This is a genomic window from Amycolatopsis thailandensis (genome assembly GCF_002234405.1).
In the GTDB taxonomy this organism is placed as follows: domain Bacteria; phylum Actinomycetota; class Actinomycetes; order Mycobacteriales; family Pseudonocardiaceae; genus Amycolatopsis; species Amycolatopsis thailandensis.
In genome coordinates, this window is record NZ_NMQT01000117.1 from 77,870 (window position 1) to 98,768 (window position 20,899).

Annotated in this window: 21 protein-coding genes and 1 riboswitch; of the genes, 10 read left to right on the top strand and 11 right to left on the bottom strand. The window is 69.3% G+C overall.

Annotated elements, in window-relative coordinates:
- Window positions 1-97 precede the first annotated feature (97 nt).
- The gene (locus tag CFP71_RS31390; protein ID WP_093937569.1) at window positions 98-820 is read left to right on the top strand and encodes a ComEA family DNA-binding protein; all 723 of its coding nucleotides are present in this window, start codon (window positions 98-100) and stop codon (window positions 818-820) included.
- Window positions 817-3,222 carry a ComEC/Rec2 family competence protein gene (locus CFP71_RS31395; protein ID WP_093937570.1) on the top strand — a complete coding sequence of 802 codons (2,406 nt, stop codon included), beginning with the start codon at window positions 817-819 and terminating at the stop codon, window positions 3,220-3,222. The genes CFP71_RS31390 and CFP71_RS31395 overlap by 4 nt, the downstream gene beginning before the upstream one ends.
- A gap of 16 nt (window positions 3,223-3,238) precedes the next feature.
- Here CFP71_RS31395 and thrC read toward each other — a convergent pair whose 3' ends face one another.
- The gene (gene thrC / locus CFP71_RS31400; protein WP_093937571.1) at window positions 3,239-4,504 is read right to left on the bottom strand and encodes a threonine synthase; all 1,266 of its coding nucleotides are present in this window, start codon (window positions 4,502-4,504) and stop codon (window positions 3,239-3,241) included.
- Between the two features lie 13 nt (window positions 4,505-4,517).
- Window positions 4,518-4,651, bottom strand: a riboswitch (SAM riboswitch).
- Window positions 4,652-4,786: 135 nt separating this feature from the next.
- Here thrC and holA point away from each other — a divergent pair.
- Entirely contained in the window at window positions 4,787-5,770 is a 984-nt protein-coding gene (holA, locus tag CFP71_RS31405) for a DNA polymerase III subunit delta (RefSeq protein WP_093937572.1), read from the top strand.
- Between the two features lie 219 nt (window positions 5,771-5,989).
- Here the strand turns inward: holA and rpsT are convergent, their stop codons facing one another.
- Entirely contained in the window at window positions 5,990-6,250 is a 261-nt protein-coding gene (gene rpsT, locus CFP71_RS31410) for a 30S ribosomal protein S20 (protein ID WP_007034798.1), read from the bottom strand.
- A 333-nt stretch (window positions 6,251-6,583) separates the two neighbouring features.
- Between rpsT and CFP71_RS31415 the strand changes: the two genes are divergently transcribed.
- Together CFP71_RS31415 and CFP71_RS31420 are read left to right on the top strand one after the other, a co-directional pair.
- Window positions 6,584-7,489, top strand: a complete 906-nt coding sequence (locus CFP71_RS31415) for an EamA family transporter (protein WP_093937573.1) — start codon at window positions 6,584-6,586, stop codon at window positions 7,487-7,489.
- A 22-nt stretch (window positions 7,490-7,511) separates the two neighbouring features.
- Window positions 7,512-7,886: a VOC family protein gene (locus CFP71_RS31420; RefSeq protein ID WP_093937574.1), complete on the top strand. Its 375-nt coding sequence runs from the start codon at window positions 7,512-7,514 to the stop codon at window positions 7,884-7,886.
- Here CFP71_RS31420 and CFP71_RS31425 read toward each other — a convergent pair.
- Window positions 7,883-8,470: a class I SAM-dependent methyltransferase gene (locus CFP71_RS31425; RefSeq protein ID WP_093937575.1), complete on the bottom strand. Its 588-nt coding sequence runs from the start codon at window positions 8,468-8,470 to the stop codon at window positions 7,883-7,885. The genes CFP71_RS31420 and CFP71_RS31425 overlap by 4 nt on opposite strands.
- A 113-nt stretch (window positions 8,471-8,583) precedes the next feature.
- Here CFP71_RS31425 and lepA point away from each other — a divergent pair, with 113 nt between their 5' ends.
- Complete coding sequence (gene lepA, locus CFP71_RS31430) at window positions 8,584-10,425, top strand: translation elongation factor 4 (protein WP_093937576.1); 1,842 nt, start codon at window positions 8,584-8,586, stop codon at window positions 10,423-10,425.
- A gap of 52 nt (window positions 10,426-10,477) precedes the next feature.
- Here the strand turns inward: lepA and CFP71_RS31435 are convergent, their stop codons facing one another.
- A complete protein-coding gene (locus CFP71_RS31435) occupies window positions 10,478-10,924 on the bottom strand; it encodes a pyridoxamine 5'-phosphate oxidase family protein (RefSeq protein WP_093937577.1) in 447 nt (148 codons plus the stop codon).
- 52 nt (window positions 10,925-10,976) lie between these two features.
- A complete protein-coding gene (locus CFP71_RS31440; RefSeq protein WP_167406339.1) occupies window positions 10,977-12,740 on the bottom strand; it encodes a family 20 glycosylhydrolase in 1,764 nt (587 codons plus the stop codon).
- A gap of 152 nt (window positions 12,741-12,892) precedes the next feature.
- Between CFP71_RS31440 and CFP71_RS31445 the strand changes: the two genes are divergently transcribed.
- On the top strand, window positions 12,893-13,942 hold the full coding sequence (locus tag CFP71_RS31445) for an NAD(P)H-dependent flavin oxidoreductase (protein WP_093937578.1): 1,050 nt from the start codon (window positions 12,893-12,895) through the stop codon (window positions 13,940-13,942).
- On the opposite strand, the gene CFP71_RS31450 is transcribed toward CFP71_RS31445, so the two are convergent.
- The 3 genes from CFP71_RS31450 to CFP71_RS31460 form a co-directional block, all read right to left on the bottom strand.
- A complete protein-coding gene (locus tag CFP71_RS31450; protein ID WP_093937579.1) occupies window positions 13,917-15,392 on the bottom strand; it encodes an amino acid permease in 1,476 nt (491 codons plus the stop codon). The two genes, CFP71_RS31445 and CFP71_RS31450, sit on opposite strands and share 26 nt — an antisense overlap.
- Window positions 15,393-15,471: 79 nt before the next feature.
- Window positions 15,472-16,515: an alpha/beta hydrolase gene (locus CFP71_RS31455; RefSeq protein WP_093937580.1), complete on the bottom strand. Its 1,044-nt coding sequence runs from the start codon at window positions 16,513-16,515 to the stop codon at window positions 15,472-15,474.
- Window positions 16,516-16,699: 184 nt separating this feature from the next.
- Window positions 16,700-17,665 carry a zinc-binding dehydrogenase gene (locus CFP71_RS31460; RefSeq protein ID WP_093937581.1) on the bottom strand — a complete coding sequence of 322 codons (966 nt, stop codon included), beginning with the start codon at window positions 17,663-17,665 and terminating at the stop codon, window positions 16,700-16,702.
- A 61-nt stretch (window positions 17,666-17,726) separates the two neighbouring features.
- Between CFP71_RS31460 and CFP71_RS31465 the strand changes: the two genes are divergently transcribed.
- The 3 genes from CFP71_RS31465 to CFP71_RS31475 are packed head-to-tail and all read left to right on the top strand — an operon-like array spanning window position 17,727 to window position 18,765.
- Window positions 17,727-17,930: a hypothetical protein gene (locus CFP71_RS31465; RefSeq protein ID WP_093937582.1), complete on the top strand. Its 204-nt coding sequence runs from the start codon at window positions 17,727-17,729 to the stop codon at window positions 17,928-17,930.
- An 11-nt stretch (window positions 17,931-17,941) separates the two neighbouring features.
- Complete coding sequence (locus CFP71_RS31470) at window positions 17,942-18,412, top strand: guanyl-specific ribonuclease (protein WP_093937583.1); 471 nt, start codon at window positions 17,942-17,944, stop codon at window positions 18,410-18,412.
- A complete protein-coding gene (locus CFP71_RS31475; RefSeq protein WP_093937584.1) occupies window positions 18,409-18,765 on the top strand; it encodes a barstar family protein in 357 nt (118 codons plus the stop codon). The genes CFP71_RS31470 and CFP71_RS31475 overlap by 4 nt, the downstream gene beginning before the upstream one ends.
- Here the strand turns inward: CFP71_RS31475 and CFP71_RS31480 are convergent.
- The 3 genes from CFP71_RS31480 to CFP71_RS31490 all read right to left on the bottom strand — a co-directional run.
- Complete coding sequence (locus CFP71_RS31480; protein WP_093937585.1) at window positions 18,762-19,535, bottom strand: enoyl-CoA hydratase-related protein; 774 nt, start codon at window positions 19,533-19,535, stop codon at window positions 18,762-18,764. The genes CFP71_RS31475 and CFP71_RS31480 overlap by 4 nt on opposite strands.
- Before the next feature lie 75 nt (window positions 19,536-19,610).
- Entirely contained in the window at window positions 19,611-20,234 is a 624-nt protein-coding gene (locus CFP71_RS31485; RefSeq protein WP_093937586.1) for a cyclase, read from the bottom strand.
- A gap of 194 nt (window positions 20,235-20,428) precedes the next feature.
- Window positions 20,429-20,899, bottom strand: a 471-nt coding sequence (locus CFP71_RS31490; RefSeq protein ID WP_279629256.1) for a sirohydrochlorin chelatase, incomplete at its 5' end; no start/stop codon positions are given.

The window sequence follows — 20,899 nt, forward strand, 5'->3', positions numbered from 1 at the left end:
TCTCGGCGGGGGCCGGGTTGTCCACAACACCCCACTTGTCCACAGGTTCGGAATTCACCACTCCCGCCCGCCACCCCCGCTCCGTAGCGTCGTTCACGTGTTCGACCAAACCGCCCGTTCACCGGGTCCCTCCGTCAACGCCAGGCTGGCATGGCTGACCGCGCAGCTGTCGCCGCCCGCCCAGAGCCCGCCCGCGGGCAGGCTCGTACGCCGCTGGGTGCCCGCCCGGTTCACGGCGGACGGGATTCCGGTGAACCGGCGGTGGTTCGCCGTGGTGACCGCGCTGATCGCGGTGGCCGTGATCGTGATCGGCGCGATCGCTTTGTTCGGACACCGGCCAGGGGCGGAGACTCCGCCGCCCCTGCCGTCGGCGAAGGCCGCCGGAGACGCCCCCGCCGCGGCGGCCAAGGCGCCTCTGGTGATCAGCGTCGTCGGCAGGGTGCTGAAACCCGGCCTGGTCACGATCCCTCCGGGCGCACGGGTCGCCGATGCCCTCACGGCGGCCGGTGGGGCACAGCCCGGAACGGATCTGACCGGGTTGAACCTGGCCAGGCGGCTCGCCGACGGCGAGCAGGTGGCCGTCGGTGTCCCCGGTCCGGCCGCGGCCGGACCGGAGGCACCGGTGGGGAAGCTCGACCTGAACACGGCCACGGCCGAACAACTCGACACCCTGCCCGGGGTCGGCGCCGTGATGGCGAAACGCATCGTCGACTGGCGGTCCGGGCACGGCGGGTTCACCACGGTCGAGCAACTCCGTGACGTAGAAGGGATCGGCGAAAGTAAGTACGGCAAGCTCCGGGAATTGGTGTCCGTCGGATGAACCCGTCCGCCGATCCGTCCGAAGTGGACACCGCGTCGTGGCGAGGTCAAGATCTGCGGCTGATACCGGCCGCGGCGACGGCCTGGCTCGGCACCCTTCTCGGGCTGCTCGGCGGCTGGTGGATCACGATGCTCTGCGGCGCGGCCGCCGTGGTGCTCGCGATCATCGCCGGTGTCCGTGCCCGCCGGACGGCGTCCCGGTGGGTGCTGGGCTTGGGCGCGCTCGCGGTCCTCGGCGCGCTCACCGCCGGTCCGGTGGCGCTGCGGATCCGGGCCGCCGAGCACGACGACCTCCGTGCCGCCGCCGCACGGGGGAGCGACGCCACCACGAGGGTGGTGGTCACCGAGCGGCCACGTCCGGTCCGCGGTGCCGGATACGCCGATCGCCAGGCAGGCACCCGCCTGGTGGTCATCGCCGCGACGGTGGACGCCGTAGTGGCGGCGGAGCGAGTGGTGGATTCGGCCGGCCGGATCCTGCTGCTCGCTCCCGCGGAGGGGTGGGCGGACCTGCTGCCCGGGCAGCAGGTCACCGCCTCCGGGCGGCTCGCACCGGCGAAGGGGGCCGAACTGACGGTCGCGGTCCTCTCGGTGCGAGGCCCGCCGTCGGCCCTTTCGCCGGCGCCCTGGTGGCAGCGAGCCGCGGAATCGCTGCGCACCGGGCTCCGGAGTCTGTGCTCCGTCCTCCCGGAGGAGCAGGCCGGTCTCGTGCCCGGACTGGTCGTGGGGGACACGAGCACGCTGTCCCCGAGGGTCGAACGCGAGTTCACGGACTCCGGCATGTCCCACCTGATGGCCGTGAGCGGTGGGAACGTGGCGATCGTCTGCGGCTCGATCCTTCTCCTGCTGAGGGTGCTCCGGGTCGGGCCGCGGACGTCCGCCGCCGCGGCCGCCGCGGGGCTCGCCGGGTTCGTGGTCCTCGCCGGACCCGCGCCCAGCGTGCTCCGTGCCGGGGTCATGGGGGCGGTCGGGTTGCTGGCGCTGGCCCTGGGACGCCGGGGTTCGGCGCTGCCCGCGCTGGCCTTCGCGGTGTCGGGGCTCGTCGTGGCCGATCCCGCGATGGCCGCCGACTTCGGGTTCGCCCTTTCGGTGCTGGCCACGGCCGGGCTCGTCCTGCTCGCGCCGAAATGGGCCGAGTGGCTGGTCGGACGCGGTGTTCCGGCCGGCTACGCCGAGGGGCTGGCCATCCCGCTGGCCGCGTTCGTGATGACGGCACCGATCATCGCGGGCATGGCGGGATCGGTCAGCCTCGTCTCGGTGGTGACCAACCTGCTCGCCGCGCCGGTCGTCGCCCCGGCCACCGTGTTCGGCGTGCTCGCCACCGCCGTCGGACCGTGGTGGCCGTCGGCGGGCAGGCTGCTGGTCCGGCTGACCGAACCCGAGGCGAGCTGGCTCATCACCGTGGCCCGCCACGGCGCCCGCGCGCCGGGAGCGGTGGTGGACTGGCCGGATGGCTGGTGGGGCGGGCTTCTGGCGGCCGGGCTGCTCGTCGTGCTGCTCGTCGCCATCCGGCTGCGTCACGCCAGGGTCCTGCTGGCGGTCGCGTTGGCGGGCGGGCTCCTCGTCTTCGTGCCCGTTCGCGTGCTGGCCCCAGCATGGCCACCGGCGTCCTGGAGTGCCGTAGCTTGCGACGTCGGCCAAGGCGATGCCGCCGTCCTGGCCACGGGCGAGCCCGGGAGGGCGGTCCTGGTCGACACCGGTCCGGAACCGGGACCGGTCGACGACTGCCTGAGCAGGCTGGGCGTGGACCGCGTTCCGCTGATCGTGCTGAGCCATCTGCACGCCGACCACATCGGTGGTCTCGAATCCGTCTTCGAGGGCCGGTCGGTCGGCGCGGTCGCCGTCGGTCCGGGCCGGGCCCCGGCATGGGCTTGGCAGCGGGTCGCGGACGAGACCGCGCGCCGCGGGATTCCCTTGCTGGAACTGGGGATCGGGCAACGGCTGGACTGGCCGGGGCTGTCACTGGACGTACTGGGGCCTCGCTATGTCACCCGGCGCTCGGTGCGAGAACAGGACGGCACGGTGATCAACAACGGTTCCGTCGTCCTGCGCGCCGGGACCCCGGCGGGCCGGTTGCTGCTGACCGGCGACGTCGAACTGGCCGCACAAGCCGACCTGATGGCCGAGGGCGCCGACCTGCGCGCCGAGATCTTGAAGGTCCCGCACCACGGCAGCCGTTACACGGCACCGGATTTCCTCAACGCCGTCGCGCCACGGGTGGCGTTGGTGAGTGTCGGTGCCGGAAACACCTACGGGCATCCCAACAAGTCCACTTTGGACAATTTGACGGCAGTCGGTGCCTCCGTCGCCAGGACGGACACGGACGGCGACACCGCTGTCGTCACCGACGCGCGCGGCCTCGCCTTGGTGCGCCGGGGTGAGCCCCGCGGCCCGCCTCGTTCTTGAGGCGGGCCGCGGGGACTCAGATGCCGAGGGCCTCGCGGACCGCGTCGGCCGAGGCGCTGACGGTGGCCTTCGGCCCGATCTTGTCCTCGACGGCGTCGAGGGTCTTGAGGCCGTCGCCGGTGATCAGGAGCACGATCTCCTCGTCCGGGTTGAGCTTGCCGGTCTCGATGAGCTTCTTCGCCGTCGCGACGGTGACCCCGCCGGCGGTCTCGGTGAAGATGCCTTCGGTACGGGCGAGCAGCCGGATGCCCTCGACGACCTCTTCGTCGGTGACGTCTTCGATCGCGCCACCGGTGCGGTTGACCACGTCGAGGACGTAGGGACCGTCGGCCGGGTTGCCGATCGCCAGCGACCGGGCGATCGTGTCCGGCTTGACCGGCTGGACGACGTCGTGGCCCGCGCGGAAGGCCGTCGAGACAGGGGAGCAGCCGGTGGCCTGCGCGCCGAACACCTTGTACGGCGTTTCGTCCACGAGGCCGAGCTGCCCGAACTCGCGGAATCCCTTGTCCACCTTGGTGAGCTGGGAACCAGAGGCGATCGGCACCACGATCTGCGAGGGAAGCCGCCAGCCGAGCTGCTCGGCGACCTCGAAGGCCAGAGTCTTGGAACCTTCGGAGTAGTAGGGCCGGACGTTCACGTTGACGAACGCCCAGCTCTCCTGCTCGGCGGCGAGCTGGGTGGCGAGCCGGTTCACGTCGTCGTAGTTGCCGTCGACCGCGATCAGGTCGCCGTCGTACACGGCGGTGGTGAGGATCTTGGCGCGCTCGAGGGTCTTCGGGATCAGCACGACCGACCGCCAGCCCGCGCGGGCCGCCGCGGCGGCGACCGCGTTGGCCAGGTTGCCGGTCGACGGACAGGCGAGTACGTCGAACCCGAACTCGCGGGCGGCGGCCAGGGCGACGGCGACCACGCGGTCCTTGAACGAGTGAGTGGGGTTGCCGGTGTCGTCCTTGACCCAGACCTTCTTGACGCCCAAGGCTTTCGCGAGCCTGTCGGCCTGGATGAGCCGGGTGGCGCCGGGTTCGGTGTTGGGGATTTCTTCGACGTTCGAGGGGACGGGCAGGAGCTTCTTGTAGCGCCAGATGTTCTTCGGCCCGGCTTCGATGTCCTCGCGGCGCACACGGCCGAAGTCGTAGGCGACCTCGAGCGGCGAGAAGTCTTCGGCGGAAACGAATTCGGGGGCGAGCGGCTGCCGGTGTCCCTCTTCCTTCGACACCAGTTCGACGGCCGGTCCGAGATCCGGGGTCTTGGTGGTGGAGGTCGTGCCGAGGGTTGCGGTCATCGCGAGGTTCCTTTCCTCATCTGCCCCGCCGGTGGCGGGCCGGAATTGGCACCGTGTTCGTCAGCTACCCCGCGATCGCGGGATGACAGGCTGACGCCGGTTGCCGGGGCTTCATCGGGCCGTTCCCTCTGCCCCTCTGGATGAGCGGTATTCGATTGTCGGCACGCGAATGATCGCGTCGCCTCGCCAACACCGTACGACATGAGGCTCAGGTGGGGCCACAGTGCCCGGAACACATCACCGGACAAAGCACACGAGAGGACGAGTGGCAGGATCGTCATCGTGACGACGCAAGCTTCCGCCCCATCGCCGCTGGTCCTGGTTCTCGGTGAGGAAGAGCTGCTGATCGAACGCGCGGTCCGCGCCGCTTCGGACGCGGCCAAAGCGGCCGATCCGACGGCGGATCTCACCCGGATCCGGGTGTCGGACCTCACAGTTCCCGCCCTCGCGGAGATGGTCAGCCCCTCGCTGTTCGCCGAGGGCAGGGTGATCGTCCTCGAATCCGCGCACGACATCTCGCAGGAGCTTTCCGACGGGGTGATGGCCTACGTCAAGGCGCCCGCCGACGGCATCGTGCTCGTCGTCGTGCACAGCGGAGGTGGCCGCAGCAAGGCCGCGAAGGCGCTTCCCGCTGCCTTGAAGAAGGCCGGGGCTGAGGTCGTCGAGTGCCCGAAACTGACCAAGGCCGCCGAGCGGGAATCCTTTGTCCGCAACGAGGTCCGCCGGGTCGGCGGGAAGATCGACGGCGCGGCCGTGCTCGCGCTGATCGACGCCGTCGGCTCGGATCTGCGCGAGTTGTCGTCGGCCGCGACCCAGCTCGTCGCGGACGCCGGTGGCACCGTCGACGAGCAGGCGGTCCGGCGCTATCACAGGGGCCGTGCGGACGTGAACGGGTTCGCCGTCGCCGAGAAGGCCGTCGCCGGGGACAGGACGGCGGCGCTGGAGTCGTTGCGCTGGGCGATGCAGCTGGGTGTTCCCCACGTGCTGGTCGCGGACGCCCTCGCCGACGCCGTCCGGACGATCGCGCGGGTGTCGGGTGCCGGTCGCGGGAACCCGAATCAGATGGCAGGCGAGCTGGGGATGCCGCCGTGGAAGGTCCGCAAGGCGCAGGGGCAGGCCCGCGGCTGGGGGCAGGACGGCCTCGCCACCGCGATGCGGGTCGTCGCGAGGCTCAACGCCGAGGTCAAGGGGGTCGCGGCCAATCCGGAGTACGCGCTGGAACGCGCCGTCCTGGAGGTCGTCGACGCCCACGGCACCAGCCGCTGACACGCCATCCCAACCGAGCCCGACGATCAACGCGCCCACGAACCGGGACCGGCGGACTCGTCTCGCCGGAAGCGCGCCAGCGCGACGGCGAGACTTCACCGGTCGCGCGCCCTCTTTCGGGCCGAAGGCCCACGTAAACGCGATGAAGGGGCGCCTCCCCGCCCACCGTGAGTGGGAAGCGGATCGACGCCCCTTCGGCGCGTTTACGTCAGCGCGCGATTAAAGAGAATTGGCGCGCTTCGCGAGCGCGGACTTCTTGTTCGCGGCCTGGTTGGCGTGGAGAACGCCCTTGGTCACGGCCTTGTCCAGCTTCTTGGCCGCGTCCTTCTGCAGCTCCAGGGCCTTGGCCTTGTCGCCGGCGTCGGCGGCCTCGCGGAACTTGCGGATCGCGGTCTTCACCGAGGACCGGATCGCCTGGTTGCGCTGACGCGCCTTTTCGTTGGTGGTGATGCGCTTGATCTGCGACTTGATGTTGGCCACGGGGGCGCTCCTCTTGTATCTCTCGGTGGTTTCACCGCCGCGCTGTGACCGGCCCTGCGCGCTCGTGAAAGCGGCGCGGGTTTCCTCCATGACGGAATGCCACACAACGGTGAAGGGCAAGCTTAACAGCCGCCCCGGGACGGATCGCGGCCGCCTCCGGAGGGGTGGTTGAGGTACGGTGAAGATCGTAGTGCCTAGGGTTCCGCCGCCTGCCCGTTCCGTGAAACACACAATCAGGGCAGGTGGGACAGGTCCAAGCGGCACCATCGGCGGGGCCGGAAGCGCCGCCGTTCATCTGACGGGACAAAAGCCTGGAGGACCGGTGTTTTCCGCATGCGCGGAAAACGTGAAAGGTCCGTCGTGAACGTCACCGCCCTGTCCTTCGTCATCGTCGCCGCCGTCATCCACGCGGGCTGGAACCTGGCCGCCAAGCGGATCCGCCGCGGCGGGGCCCGGTTCGTCTGGGCCTACTACAGCTTCTCCGCGGTCCTGCTCATCCCCGTCATGGCGGTCTCGCTGGTCGTCGAGCCGCAACGTCCACAGTGGACCTGGCTGCTCGCCGCCGCGGTCACCGCGGTGTTCCACGTCACCTATGGGGTCGTCCTCCAGCGGGGGTACGCCGTCGGTGACCTGTCCGTCGTGTATCCCGTCGCCCGCGGGACCGGGCCACTGATCTCGGTGCTCGCGGCCGTCGTGCTGCTCGGCGAGCGGCCGGGGGTACTGGGCCTGGTGGGCGCGTTCCTGGTGGTCGCCGGGGTGCTGGTCATCGGCAGCGGGCGAGGGCAGGCCCATGTCGACGAGGCTGCTCGCATCGCTCGCCGCAAAGGAGTCCTGTACGGCCTGCTGACCGGGCTCACGATCGCCGCCTACACACTGTGGGACGCGCATTCGGTCACCGGTCTCGGTGTCCCGCCGATCATCTACTTCGGAACCGGCGCGATCGTGCAGAGCCTGCTCATGGCGCCGTACGCGCTGAAGGACCGAGAAGAGGTTTCGTGGCTCTGGCGTGAGCACAAGCGCGAAATCCTCATCGTCGGCTTGTTCTCCCCCTTCGCCTACCTGCTGGTCCTCTACGCCCTCCAGATCGCCCCGGTGAGCCTCGTCGCACCCGCGCGGGAGCTGAGCATCGTCCTGGGCGGCGTGGCCGCCTGGCTGGTCCTGGGAGAGTCGAACGCCGCCCGCCGGCTGGTCGGGTCGGCGGTCGTGCTGGCGGGGATCACCGCGATTGCGATGGCCTGAACCCATCCGGTAGGGATGAGCCATGGACGTGCTGAGCAGCAGGGTGCTGATCCACCCGAAGGACCTCGACGTGTCGACGGCGTTCTATCGGGACACCCTGGGCCTCGCGATCGACAAGGAGTTCCCCGGCGGGACGGTGTTCTTCGCCGGGAACGGGTCGATCGAGATCGTCGGCACCGGGAAGACCGGTCCGACTTCCGACGTCGCGTTGTGGCTCCAGGTCCGGGACCTGCCCGCGGCGCTCGAAGAGCTCGCCGCGAAGGGCTTGGACCCGGTCCGTGGCGCACGCCGTGAGCCCTGGGGCCTGGACGAAGCGTGGATCGCCGACCCGGACGGCACCAGGATCGTGCTGGTCGAAGTGCCGCGTGAGCATCCGTTGCGCACCGACCCGCGCTAGGTCCGGGGCTTGATCGCGCGCAGCTGAGCGGCGAGGGAAGCGCCGAAGCCCGGCGGATCCCAGGTCCAGGTCTGAAGGTCGGTGAAGCCGGCGGCCGCCGCTTCGTCGGCCAGCTCGTGCCGGGACACCGGCAGCCACTTCTCGTACGACGACAGCAGCAGCCTGCCGCCGGGTCGCAGCACGCGGAACAGTTCGGTGAACCCGGCCGGCCGGTCCTCCCACAGCTGTACGTTGTTGACGGTCAGTACCACGTCGACGCTCTCGTCCGGCTCGCCCGTGGAGTCCGCGGTGCCTTGTCTCAGGTCCACTTCGTCGCCGCACCGCCGACGAGCGCGGGAGAGCATCTCCGGGGACGGGTCGACGCCGATCGCGCGACCCGCGGTCTCGGCCGCGGCCCGCAGGCCGACGCCCGGGCCGGGACCCACGACCAGGACGGTTTCGCCGGACTCGAGCGACGCCAGTTCGACGACGCGAAGTTCGGTGGCAGCGTTGCCGTGCGCCATCGCCAGGCCACCGAACCGGCCGAGCAGTCCCCTGGGATGGCCGAACGTGCGATCGAGCATTTGGGACAGTGAAGTACTCATACTTCGAGGGCACCACAGCTCACCACGGGCCGCATCGGGGATGACCCCCACTCGCACCCGGAGCGGCATGGGAGCATAGACGTGGCACACCCCGACCTTCGCGAGGAAACCCGTTGACGACGTTCGCCGACACGACCTTCACGCCCCCGGAGCTCATCCGGAACTTCTGCATCATCGCGCACATCGACCACGGCAAGTCGACCCTGGCCGACCGGATGCTGCAGCTCACCGGCGTGGTCGAGGAGCGGGCCATGCGCGCTCAGTACCTCGACCGCATGGACATCGAACGGGAACGCGGGATCACCATCAAGGCGCAGAACGTGCGCCTGCCCTGGAAGGTCGACGATCAGGACCACGTCCTGCACCTGATCGACACCCCGGGCCACGTGGACTTCACCTACGAGGTCTCCCGGGCCCTGGAGGCCTGCGAAGGGGCGATCCTGCTGGTCGACGCCGCGCAGGGGATCGAGGCGCAGACGCTGGCGAACCTCTACCTCGCGCTCGAGAAGAACCTGCACATCATCCCGGTGCTGAACAAGATCGACCTGCCGTCGGCCGACCCGGACAAGTACGCGGCCGAGCTGGCGCACATCATCGGTTGTGAGCCTTCGGACGTGCTTCGCGTGTCGGCGAAGACCGGTGTGGGGGTGACCGAGCTGCTGGACGAGTGCGTGAAGCAGGTCCCGCCGCCGGTCGGCGACGCGGACGCGCCCGCCCGCGCGATGATCTTCGACTCGGTCTACGACACCTACCGGGGCGTCGTGACCTACATCAGGGTCGTCGACGGCAAGATCACGCCGCGCGAGCGGATCAAGATGATGTCCACCGGCGCCACCCACGAACTGCTCGAGGTCGGGATCATCTCGCCGGAGCCCAAGGCCAGCAAGGGGCTCGGGGTCGGTGAGGTGGGTTACCTCATCACCGGGGTGAAGGACGTCCGTCAGTCGAAGGTCGGTGACACCGTCACCTCCGAGCGCAAGGGCGCCGAGGAGCCGCTCGCCGGCTACCGCGAGCCGAAGCCGATGGTCTACTCGGGCCTGTACCCCGTCGACGGTTCGGACTACCCGGAGCTGCGCGAGGCGCTGGACAAGCTCCAGCTCAACGACGCCGCGCTCGCCTACGAGCCGGAAACCTCCGTGGCGCTCGGATTCGGGTTCCGCTGCGGCTTCCTCGGCCTGCTGCACCTGGAGATCACGCGGGACCGGCTCGAACGCGAATTCGGCCTCGACCTGATCTCCACCGCGCCGAACGTCATCTACAACGTCGTGCTCGAGGACAAGAGCGAGATCGTGGTGACGAACCCGTCGGACTGGCCGACCGGGATGAAGATCTCCGAGGTCCACGAGCCGGTCTCCAAGGTGAGCATCCTGGCGCCTTCGGAGTTCGTCGGCACGATCATGGAACTGTGCCAGGCCAAGCGCGGCACGCTGCTGGGGATGGACTACCTCTCCGAGGACCGCGTCGAACTTCGCTACAACATCCCGCTCGCGGAGATCATCTTCGACTTCTTCGACACGCTGAAGTCGCGCACGCGCGGCTACGCGTCCCTCGACTACGAAGAGGGCGGCGACCAGATCGCCGATCTGGTCAAGGTCGACATCCTCTTGCAGGGTGAAACCGTCGACGCGTTCTCGGCGATCGTGCACAAGGACGCCGCCTACGGCTACGGCAACCGGATGGCGACCCGGCTGCGTGAGCTGATCCCGCGCCAGCAGTTCGAGGTGCCGATCCAGGCGGCCGTCGGGTCGCGGATCATCGCCCGCGAGACCATCCGCGCGATCCGCAAGGACGTGCTCGCGAAGTGCTACGGCGGTGACATCTCGCGTAAGCGCAAGCTGCTGGAAAAGCAGAAGGAAGGCAAGAAGCGGATGAAGACCGTCGGCCGGGTCGAGGTGCCGCAGGAGGCCTTCGTCGCCGCACTGTCCACTGAGGACCCCGGTAGCAAGAAGAAGTAGCCGGTACTCACGAAAAGGCCGCCCGGATCCGATCCGGGCGGCCTTTTTCGTATCAGCGGTTACCGCTGACGCGGTTCGCCGTGACGAAGACGGCGACGCGGCGTTCGGCGGCCATCACGCGGTCGTACTCGTCCCAGTCGTCGTGGGTCCCGGTCGCGGCGATGAAGACGTCGCGCAGCAGGCGGGGGAGCCCGGCAGGGTCGAAGTCCTGGTCCGGGTCGTCCGGGCCGACGAGGTGGGTGCTTCCCTGGACCGCTGCCCATTCCCAGCCGCGCCGGAAGGTGATCGTGGCGTGGCCCGCCCGGCGGAACAGGTCGAGCTTCTTCACCCCGCCCATCGCGACGAAGGCGACTCCCGGTGCCTTGGTGACCGGGTCTTCGAACACCCCGGCGTTGACCACCGAGGAATGGACGGTGCCGTCCGTGCGAACCGTCGAGACGGTCGCGAGTCCGTTTTCGCGCAAGGAAAGAGTGCGGACGAGTTCGAGGTCAGCGGCCATGGATCCACCGTAGCCCGCCCGGCCGGTGAAGGGGGCCGAGCGGGCGGGCGGATCAGCAGGTGCCGTCGTCGCGCCAGACACCCCATTCGCCGGTGGTGCCGGGCTCCTCGCCGCGCGTCCACCACTTCGCGTACCACTTGTGCCCGTTGTGGGACACGCTCGTGCCACCGGTGTAGGCCGAGGCGCGATCCCACGCCGGGAGTGAGCAGGTGCCCGGGTTGCCGGACCCGGTCTCCCAGGGCACCTGGCTCGACTTGTAGTAGCCGAGGCCCTGTGCCTGCCAGCGCGGGGCCTGTGCGCCGAGGCGCACCCGGAAGGTGTTCCAGTCGTGGGTCGACCACGGCGACCAGCCGAGCTCGGCGTGGGCCGGGAGCCGCGGGAAGGCGAGGTAGTCGATGTTGGCCGGGGTCACCACGGTTTCGGTCCACAGCGGGGATTCGACACCGCGCACGGCGGATTCGGGCACGCCGGAGAGATAGGCGCCCGGGTTCCAGTTGTAGGCGTCCTGGACCTCGATGTAGCCCGCCCACGAGAGCCCGATCGGCGTGCTGGAGTTGTACTTCATGTCCAGGTACGCCTTGTTCGCAGGCGACATGATCACCTTGCTGCCGCGGGCGACGGCGTTCGTGACCTCCGTGCTGGACGTCGTCGTGCCCCAGAACTGCGGGGTCGCCGTGGCGGGCAGGGTGGCCTTGCCGATCTCGTGCCAGCCGACGACCTGCTTGCCCGCGGCGGCCACCATCGGCAGCACCCGGTTCATGAAGGTGCGGTAGTCCGCGTCGCTGGTGGCCTGGGCCTCGTCACCGCCGAGGTGGAAGTACGGCCCGGGGGTCAGCGCGGCGATCTCCCGGATGACGTCGTTGACGAAGGTGTAGGTGTTCTCCTTCGAGATGCAGAGCGAGCTGTAGCCGACCGCGGTGTCGGTGCGCAGCGGGGGAGCGGTGTTGTTGCAGTTCAGCTCGGCGTACGAGGCCTGGGCGGCGTTGGTGTGCCCGGGCATGTCGATCTCCGGGATGACCGTGATGAACCGCGAGGCGGCGTAGTTCACGATCTCCGAGTACTGCGCCTTGGTGTAGTAGCCGCCGGCGCCGCCGCCGACCTGGGTGCTGCCGCCGTAGGTGGCCAGCCGTGGCCAGCTGTCGATCTGGATGCGCCAGCCCTGGTCGTCGGCCAGATGCAGGTGCAGGTTGTTGATCTTGTACTGCGCGAGCTGGTCGATGTACCGCTTCACCGTGGCGACGGGGTGGAAGTGCCGGGCGACGTCGAGCATCGCGCCGCGGTAGCCGAAGCGCGGGTAGTCCAGGATGGTGGCGCCCGGGATGGTCCAAGGCCCCTGCTGGACCGTGGGGCTTTCGATCTTGCCAGGCAGCAACTGCCGCAGCGTCTGGACTCCGCCGAAGAGGCCTTGCGCTGTCGTCGCGCGCAGGACGACCGAAGCGGACGTCGAGTTCAGCTGGTAGCCCTGGTCGCCGACGCGCGCGTCGGCGCCGGACAGCAGGAGCGAGATGCCGTCGGCGGGCGTGCCCGCGGGGGCGTCGGAGACGGGCAAGGCGAAGCCGGTCGACGTGCGGAAGACCTCGGTGAGATAGTCGCCGACGGCCTTGGCCTGGGCCGAGCCGGCTTGGGTGTAGATCTTGGTGTTCTCGGTCAGGGCGAAGTCGGAGCCGGTCACCGCTTGGACCGACACCGGTACCGGGACGATCGCCTGCAACGGTGGAGTGGCCGCGTCGGCGACAGGGGCGGCTGCGGTGGTGGCGCCGGCGAGCAGCGCCACCCCGACGAAGGCGCGGCCCAGCCGCGCTCTCAAGGTCTTCACCGGGGCCTCCAAAAGGGCGGGGACGTGACCCACGTCACGACTGGTCAGATCGTCGCACTTCCGGACCTAAAGGTCTAGACCACTAAGAGGGAACCTTGGCGTGACTCGAAGGTCACATTCCGTGTCGCCGGGAGAGGTCTATCGTCGGAAACGTGTTCGAGAACCTGCGTTTCCCGGTGATAGCGGCTCCGATGGCGGGCGGGCCGACCACTCCCGAGCTGGTGGCCGCGGTGACAGCGGCAGGCGGGTTCGGCTTCCTGGCGGGCGGCTATCTGAGCGCCGATGCCCTCCAGGACCGGATCGCGAAGACGGCCGAACTCACCGGCGAGCCCTTCGGTGTGAACCTCTTCGTCCCGGGTGGCGCGGGAAAGGCGGACCTCGGCGGTCACATCGAGCGCTGGCGCGCGGAGGCCGAGCGCTACGGCGTCGAGCCCGGCGAGCCGGACTGGGATGACGACGGCTATGCCGCGAAGCTCGAGGTCGTGCTGGAGCGGAAGGTCCCGGTCGTTTCCTTCACCTTCGGCACGCCCTCACCCGAGGACGTAGAACGCCTGCACGCCAACGGAAGCAAGGTGGCCGTCACCGTCACCAGCCCGGCGGAGGCCGATCAGGCCGTGGCGGTCGGCGCGGACGCTCTCGTAGTACAGGGATTCGAGGCCGGGGCGCATCGGGGGCTCTTCGCCGACGAGGCCGGAGCCGACGGCGGGGGAGCGCAGTACGGCGCGCTCAGCCTGCTTCGCCTGGTTTCGGCGCGGACGGATTTGCCGCTGGTCGCCACCGGTGGGCTCGTGCACGGCGCCGACATCGCGGCGGTGCTGGCGGCGGGTGCCGTCGCGGCCCAGCTGGGGACAGCGTTCCTGCGGGCGGACGAGGCAGGGACGCAGCCCGCGCACCGGCAGGCGCTCGCGGACGGCGGGAGGCCGACGGCGTTCACCAGGGCGTTCAGCGGACGTCCCGCCCGCTCCCTGGTCAACCGCGCGGTCGCGGACTTCTCGGCCACCGCACCGTCGGCGTATCCGCAGGTCAACAACCTGACCAAACCGATCCGCGCGGCGGCGGGGAAGGCGGGCGACCCTGAAGTCATGTCCCTCTACGCGGGACAGACCTACGAACTCGCGGGCTCCGGCCCGGCGGCGTCGATCGTCGAACGCCTCCAGGCCGAAGCCCGCGAAGCTGCTACGCGGTTGAGTCGTCTCCGCTGACCTGCTTCGGGTCGCCGTTGTTCGCGTTCAACGCGGAGTGACGGCGGCTGTAGGCGAAGTAGATGATCAGGCCGATGACGAACCAGGCCGCGAACCGCAGCCAGGTCTCCGGGTTCAGGAACGTGATCAGCCAGATCGAGAAGACGATCCCGATGATCGGCACGATCGGCATCCCCGGCGTCTTGAACGACCGGGGCAGGTCCGGCTGCTTGTAGCGCAGCACGATCACCGCGACGCAGACGACGACGAACGCGAGCAGGATGCCGATGTTCGTCAGTTCGGCGGCCTCACCGATGGGCAGCAGCCCGGCGATGATCGCCGACGCGCCACCGAGCACCCAGGTCATCCGGTTCGGCACCTTGCGCACCGGGTGGGTCTTGCCGAACCACTTGGGCAGCAGGCCGTCGCGGCTCATCGAGTAGCCGACACGGCTCGCGCCCATGAGGAAGGTGAACAGCACAGTGGTGATGCCGATGATCGCGCCGACCGCGATGATCAGGCCGAGCCACTTCATGCCGAGACCGGCGAAGGCGCTGGAGAAGGCGGCTTCGCTGTCGATGTCCTTGTAGTTGACCATCCCGGTCAGGACCAGGCAGGCCAGCACGTAGAGCACCATCGAGATGGCGAGCGAGTAGATGATCGCCTTCGGCATGTGCTTCTGGGAGTCGGTCGATTCCTCGGCCGCGGTGGACATGGCGTCGTAACCGAAAACGGCGAAGAACACCGTCGCGGCTCCGGTGAACGCGCCGCTGAGACCGAACGGGAAGAAGTTCGAGTAGTTGTCGGTGTTGATGTGGAAGACGCCGACGACGATCACCAGCAGGACCAGGCCGACCTTGAGGTAGACCAGCAGCGTCTCGAAGCGGGCCGCGTTCTTCATGCCTTGGTTGAGGATGAAGGCGATCAGCAGGCAGAGCAGGACGGCGAACAGGTTGATCTTGTAGGACCCCGGTTCGACACCGGCCTTCTCCGTGCCCGGAGCGCCCAGCATCCAGGTCGGGAGGTCGATGTTCAGGTAGCCCAGCAGCTCGTTGAAGTAGCCGGAGATGCCGATCGCGACCACCGCCACGATCGCCGTGTACTCCAGCAGCAGGTCCCAGCCGATGAACCAGCCGACGATCTCGCCCAGCACGGTGTAGCCGTAGGTGTAGGCCGATCCGGCGCGGGGGATCAATCCGGCGAACTCGGCGTAGGAGAACGCGGCGGCCGCGCTGGCGATACCCGCGATGAGGAATGAGATCAGCACGGCGGGGCCCGCCGTCTTGTTCGCGACCGCGCCGGCCAGGGAGAAGATCCCCGCGCCGATGATACCGCCGACGCCGATCGCGGTCAGCTGGCGCAGGCCCAGCGTGCGTTGAAGCCCGCCGCCTCCACTGAGTTCTTCGATCTGCTCGATCGGTTTGCGGCGGAATACCCCGGATCCCGAGCCCAGGCTGCGCGGTGCGGACATCGTCGTCTCCCAACAGGTTGTGCTTTTCCGACTGGGTCACAGTCCGAAGGGCACGGTAGCGGGAGTCGGGACTTCGCACCTATCCGGCGACGGTGTCCTCGCTCACTTCGGCGGCCACGCGAGCGGCGATCTTCGCCGGCCTGGACGCGCCGGCGGAGAAGTAGGTCAGCAGTTCCGAGATCTCGACGGGGTCGTCCAGCTGCGGGCAGTGACCCCAGTCTTCGCGCACCATCAGCCTGCTGTGCGGGACCAGCGCGTGCAGCTGCCGTCCGGAGGCGGCGCTGACCAGCTTGTCCTTGCCGCAGACGACCACCAGAAGCGGGATGCGGACCTCTTCGAGCCGGTACGCGTTCGCCAGCTCCTCGACGAGCAGCCTCGCCTGTTCGAGCCGGGTGGTGGTGGAGCGGTAGTCCGGGAACAGTGCCGTGAACCGGCGCACCTGTTCGGCGTCCGCGGCGGTGGCGTCGGCGTAGAGCAGCCGGGGGACGACCTGCTCGGCGACGGCGCGCACGAGGAAGCCGGGGATCGGCAGCGGCAGGGCGGAGTACATCCGCAGCGGCAGCGGATAGCGGGCCACGGTGCGGATGAGCCAGCTGTCCACGAAACCGGGTGCGGCGATCGACACCACGCCCGAGACCGGCAGCCGGTGATTCTCGGCGGCACGCAGGCTCATCGTGCCGCCGAGCGAGTTACCGGCGAGCACCACCGTGCCGAGTACGGCCTGCTCCTTGATCACCGCCGCGGTGAAGGCGTCCAGTTGAGGGAGCAGCGGGCCCTGCCGGAGTGGCTGAGCGTCACCGAAACCAGGCAGATCGACCGCGACCGCCGGGACACCGGCGGCCGCGAGCAGCTCCAGAACCGGGCGCCAGGTGTCCGCGCTGTCGCAGTAGCCGTGCAGCAGCACCAGCCTCGGCGCCGTCGGCTTGGCCTGCCCGCGGGTGGCGGCCCGCTTGCCGAGCACCCGCCGAGGCGTGCGGTCCACGGGAGCGGGTGGCTGCGGCCCGACCTCGAGCACTCTGGTGCGCACTCCGGCATAGCGCCGGAAAGAGACGCGGATCGGGTCGGCGTCGGTGGTGGTCCGGCCCCCCGGGTCCGCCGGTTCGGGCCGCTGCGATGCGGTCATGGTTTCAGGTTAACCGCGAGAGGTCGGATTTTGGTCGAACTTTGGTCGTGAGAATCTTGCTGAGTCATAACGTTCTTGACACTTGACAAGACTGCGAAATGACTGCTTGACCTGCGTGGAACGCGCGGACGTGCGCAAGTGTGCGCGATCGATCGCGGCGGCGGCAAGATCCGCACCCATCCGATCAATGCGCGAAGACGACCTTTCCTGAAGTTTCCCCGTCCAGCATGTTCTTAAACCCGGTTTCGGCTTCCGAGAACGGCAATTCGGCGCCGATCTGCGGACGGACCCCGGTGAGCTCCAGGTAGGCGAGGAGATCGGTCAGCTCGTCCCTGGTCCCCATCGTCGAACCCGCGATACGCAGTTGCAGAAAGAACACGCGCTGCAACTCCGCGTGAGCGTCCGGGCCGCTGGTCGAGCCCGAGACCACGATGATCCCGCCCGGTTTGAGCGACTTCACCGAGTGGGACCAGGTCGCCTTCCCGACGGTTTCGAAGACCGCGTCGACCCGCTCCGGCAGTCGCGCGCCGGACTCAAAGGTCTGATGTGCGCCCAGATTCTCTGCCAGCGCACGCTTTTCTTCGCTACGCCCAGTCACCCAAACCCGGAATCCGGCCGCACGCCCGAGCTGCACGAGGGCGGTCGAGACGCCGCCGGAGGCACCTTGGACGAGCATCGTCTGTCCCGGCCGCAGTCCGGACTTCACGAACAGCATCCGGTACGCGGTCAGCCAGGCCGTGCCCATGGTCGCGGCTTCGGCGAAGCTCAGGCTCGCGGGCTTCGGCACGACATTGCGCGCCGGGACCACGACCTGCTCGGCGAAGGTGCCCTGGTGCTTCTCGGTGAGGAGAGTGCGTTTCGGGTCGAGCGTGTCGTCGCCCTGCCAGCCCGGGGCGTTGATCACCGAGTGGACGACGACCTCGGTGCCGTCGTCGAGGGTGCCCGCGCCGTCACAGCCCAGGATCATCGGGAACTGCTCGGGTTTGATCCCGACACCGCGCAGCGTCCACAGGTCGTGCATGTTGAGGCTGGCGGCCTTGACGTTGACCCGCACCCAGCCTTCGGGCACCTCGGGCTCGGGTCGCTCGCCGATCACGAGCGAGTCCAGCGGCTTTTCGGCGTTGGGTTCGGAAGCGTAAACGGCGAACATGTCAGCAACCTACCCCGGCCCTTCCAGCGGGACCACTGGCCCACGAGCGTAGGCTTACAGGGTGTTCAACGGGCTCGCAGACTGGTGGGACGGCGTCGAGCTGTGGCTCGCGCAGGCCCCGTTTCCCGTGCAGTTCGTGCTGGTCATGGTGGTCGTGGTGCCGCTGTGCCTGGTCGCGGCCTGGCTGCTCGACACGCTCTTCGGGAAGGTCGCCCGGGCCTTCGGCTCGGCCCGCGATGCGAACGACCCCGACCGGTCCTCCTAAGCTGGCGAACCATGTTCAACCGTAGGCGGATCACCGCCGCCCTGATCGGCCTGATCGTGCTGGTGCTCGCAGGCTGGTTCGTCAAGGACGGCATCAGCGGCGACGACACGAAGAGCTCTTCGACTCCGGCGAGTTCGTCGGCTCAGGCCAAACCGTCGGGTGCGGCCAAGGGCAAGGTCGCGGGCGAGGATTCCGGTCTCCCGGTCAAGCCGCTCACGGGATTGCCGTCGCAGGCGTCCGACACCTGGAAACTCATCGAAGCGGGCGGGCCGTACCCGTATCCGCGCAATGACGACGTCACCTTCCAGAACCGGGAGAAGGTCCTGCCCGCCAAGAATTCCGGCTACTACCGGGAGTACACGGTCAAGACGCCGGGCAGCCCCGATCGCGGGGCCAGGCGGCTGGTGACCGGCACCGGCAAGGAGCTGTACTACACCGAGGACCACTACAAGTCCTTCGTCGTAGTGGACCCCAGCCGATGAGCGCGGGCAAGGACGCGGCGGACAAGGCGTTCGCCCGCGGCGCGTATCCACACCTGATCGACGGCGCGCGGACGGTCGACAAGGCCTCGGCGCTCGACGCGATCGCGGAGGCGCTGTCCTTCCCCGACTACTTCGGGAAGAACCTCGACGCGCTCTACGACTGCCTCACCGACCTGTCCTGGCTCCCGCCGGGGGAGCACGTGCTGATCTGGGCCGGTTCCTCGGCGCTCAAGGAGCACGACCCGAAGGCGTACCTGGCTGTCCGAAGCGTGCTTTCGGACGCGCAGCGGGCGCTGGGTCCGTCCGGGGACCGGACGGACTCCCGGCGCCTCACCGTCGTCCTGCCTGACTAGCTTTCGGGAACCCAGTTCGGCTTGCGCTTCTGCGCGAAAGCCGTGATGCCCTCCTGGCCCTCTTCGCTCGCGAAGAACCCGGCGGACAGCTTGTTCATGGCCTCGAAGCCTTCGCCGGGTGTCGCCGGGCGGGGCTTGCTGAGCAGGTCCTTCGTCGCCGCGAGCGCTTTCGGTCCGCCGAGGGCGAGCGCCTTCACATAGCGGGCGACTTCGCTGTCGAGCTCATCCGCGGGGACGGACGAGTTCAGCAGGCCGATCTCGACCGCGCGCTTCGCGTCGAAGGTGTCGCCGGTCAGGAACAGTTCGTGCGCGGCGCGGGCGTTGAGCCGCGGCAGCACGGTGAGCGAGATGACGGCGGGCACGACGCCGATCCGCACCTCGGAGAAGGCGAAGGTCGCTTCGTGCACGGCGACGGCGATGTCGGTCGCGGCCACCATGCCGATGCCGCCCGCCCGCGCGGGTCCAGCCAGCTTCGCCACAACAGGCTTGGGGCTGGTCCACAGCTGTTCGAGGATCTTCGGGAACTCGTTGACGCCCTGGTCGCCCGCCCCGGCGCCCCGGGCTTCCTTGAGGTCCATGCCCGCGCAGAACACCGGCCCGGTGTGGGTGAGCACGATGACCCGGACCGCGTCGTCGGCCTGCGCCTTGTCCAGCGACTCGCTCAGCTCACGCCGCAGCTGGGCGGAGAGCGCGTTGCGGTTGTGCGGGGAGTCCAAGGTGATCGTGGCGGTGCCGCCCACCACGTCGTAGTGCACCAGTTCGTCAGCCATGCCCCACCTTCGCACGGGCGAAGTCGGGCCGGGCAGTGGCCTGCGCCACCATGGCGGTGGTGGCGCAGGCGCCGCTCAGCCGATGGTCGTCGTGGTGAAGGTCGGGCTCGGGTTGGGGAAACAGGCCGTCGGCGCCGAGACGTCGAAGCCCGCGCTGACCACGGCGGTGAACGTCAGGCCCGGGTCGGCGTAGCTGGAGCCGCCCAGTTTCGTCTCGATGGTGCCGGACGCGCCCGCGGTGAGATGCGCGGTCACGGTCGGCAGTTCGAACGTCGAGCCGCCCGCGATCGGGCCGGGGAAGCTCAGCGTCGCGACGTTGCCGGAGACGGTGATCTTCGGCGGGGTCGAGCCGATGCCCGAGCCGCCCGCGAGGTCGGCGCCGACCCAGGTCGAGTTGGCCGGGATCGGGATCTTCAGGGCGAAGTCCTTGATGTTCTTGACCTTGTAGCCGCTGACTTCGGCCGGGACGGTGTTGGCCGCCGGGTCGATGACGACGTCGAGCGCGGCGCCGGGCGCGACCGTGGCCGGCGCGGTGACGTCGGCGTCCTGGTTCAGCTTGAGGTACTTGTTGCCGACGAGCGGCGGCTTCGCCTCGCAGTCGAAGACGACGGTCGTCGCCGCCGAAGCCGGGACAGCTGTACCGACCAGCGGGACGAGTACGGCCGAGGCGCAGACGAGGGCACGGATGGCAGCCTTCATGTTCCACCTACCAGGGGGTTCGATGGGGAGAAAGGATGCTGCGCAGCGTTTAGAGAGTTACCGGCAAGTTAAGTAACTCGTCAAGAAATCTCCGTTCCCATACGCGGGGCGTCACGGAACTGGGAACGAGACCCTCCGAAGATCGGCATCAAGTGTCCGAACGGGACGGGTCATGCTACTGAGCCGATGAATGATCAGGCGGCGAGCCGGGCGGCGGCGACGTCGTAGCGTTCCAGGACGAGCCCGGCGATCCGCGGATCCGGTCCCAGCGGTCCGGCGACGATCACCGACGGGTCGGCTTCGCGGGCCAGGCGCGCGATCCGGTCCGGCAGCAGCCCCGGCGCGAGGAACCATCCCGCGACCGCGAGCCGTTGGGCGCCGTTGAGCCGCAGCCGCGCGATGGCGGCGGGCAAGTCCGGCCGCGCGGCGCCGGCGAACGCCGGTGTCGCGCGCAGCCAGCGACGCAGGTGCCAGCGGGTGGTGCTCCCGGCGACGGCGTCGTTCGCCGCGACGTTCGACGAGCCGACGCCCGCCAGCCGGACACCCACGCCGGGATCGTTCAGGTCCGCGCCCGCTTCGGTGACCCGGTCCAAGGCGCCCGTCCCCACGAACGGGTCGATCCCCAGCACCGCGGACACCCGCCCGTCTAGGCGCGGGCCTGCCGC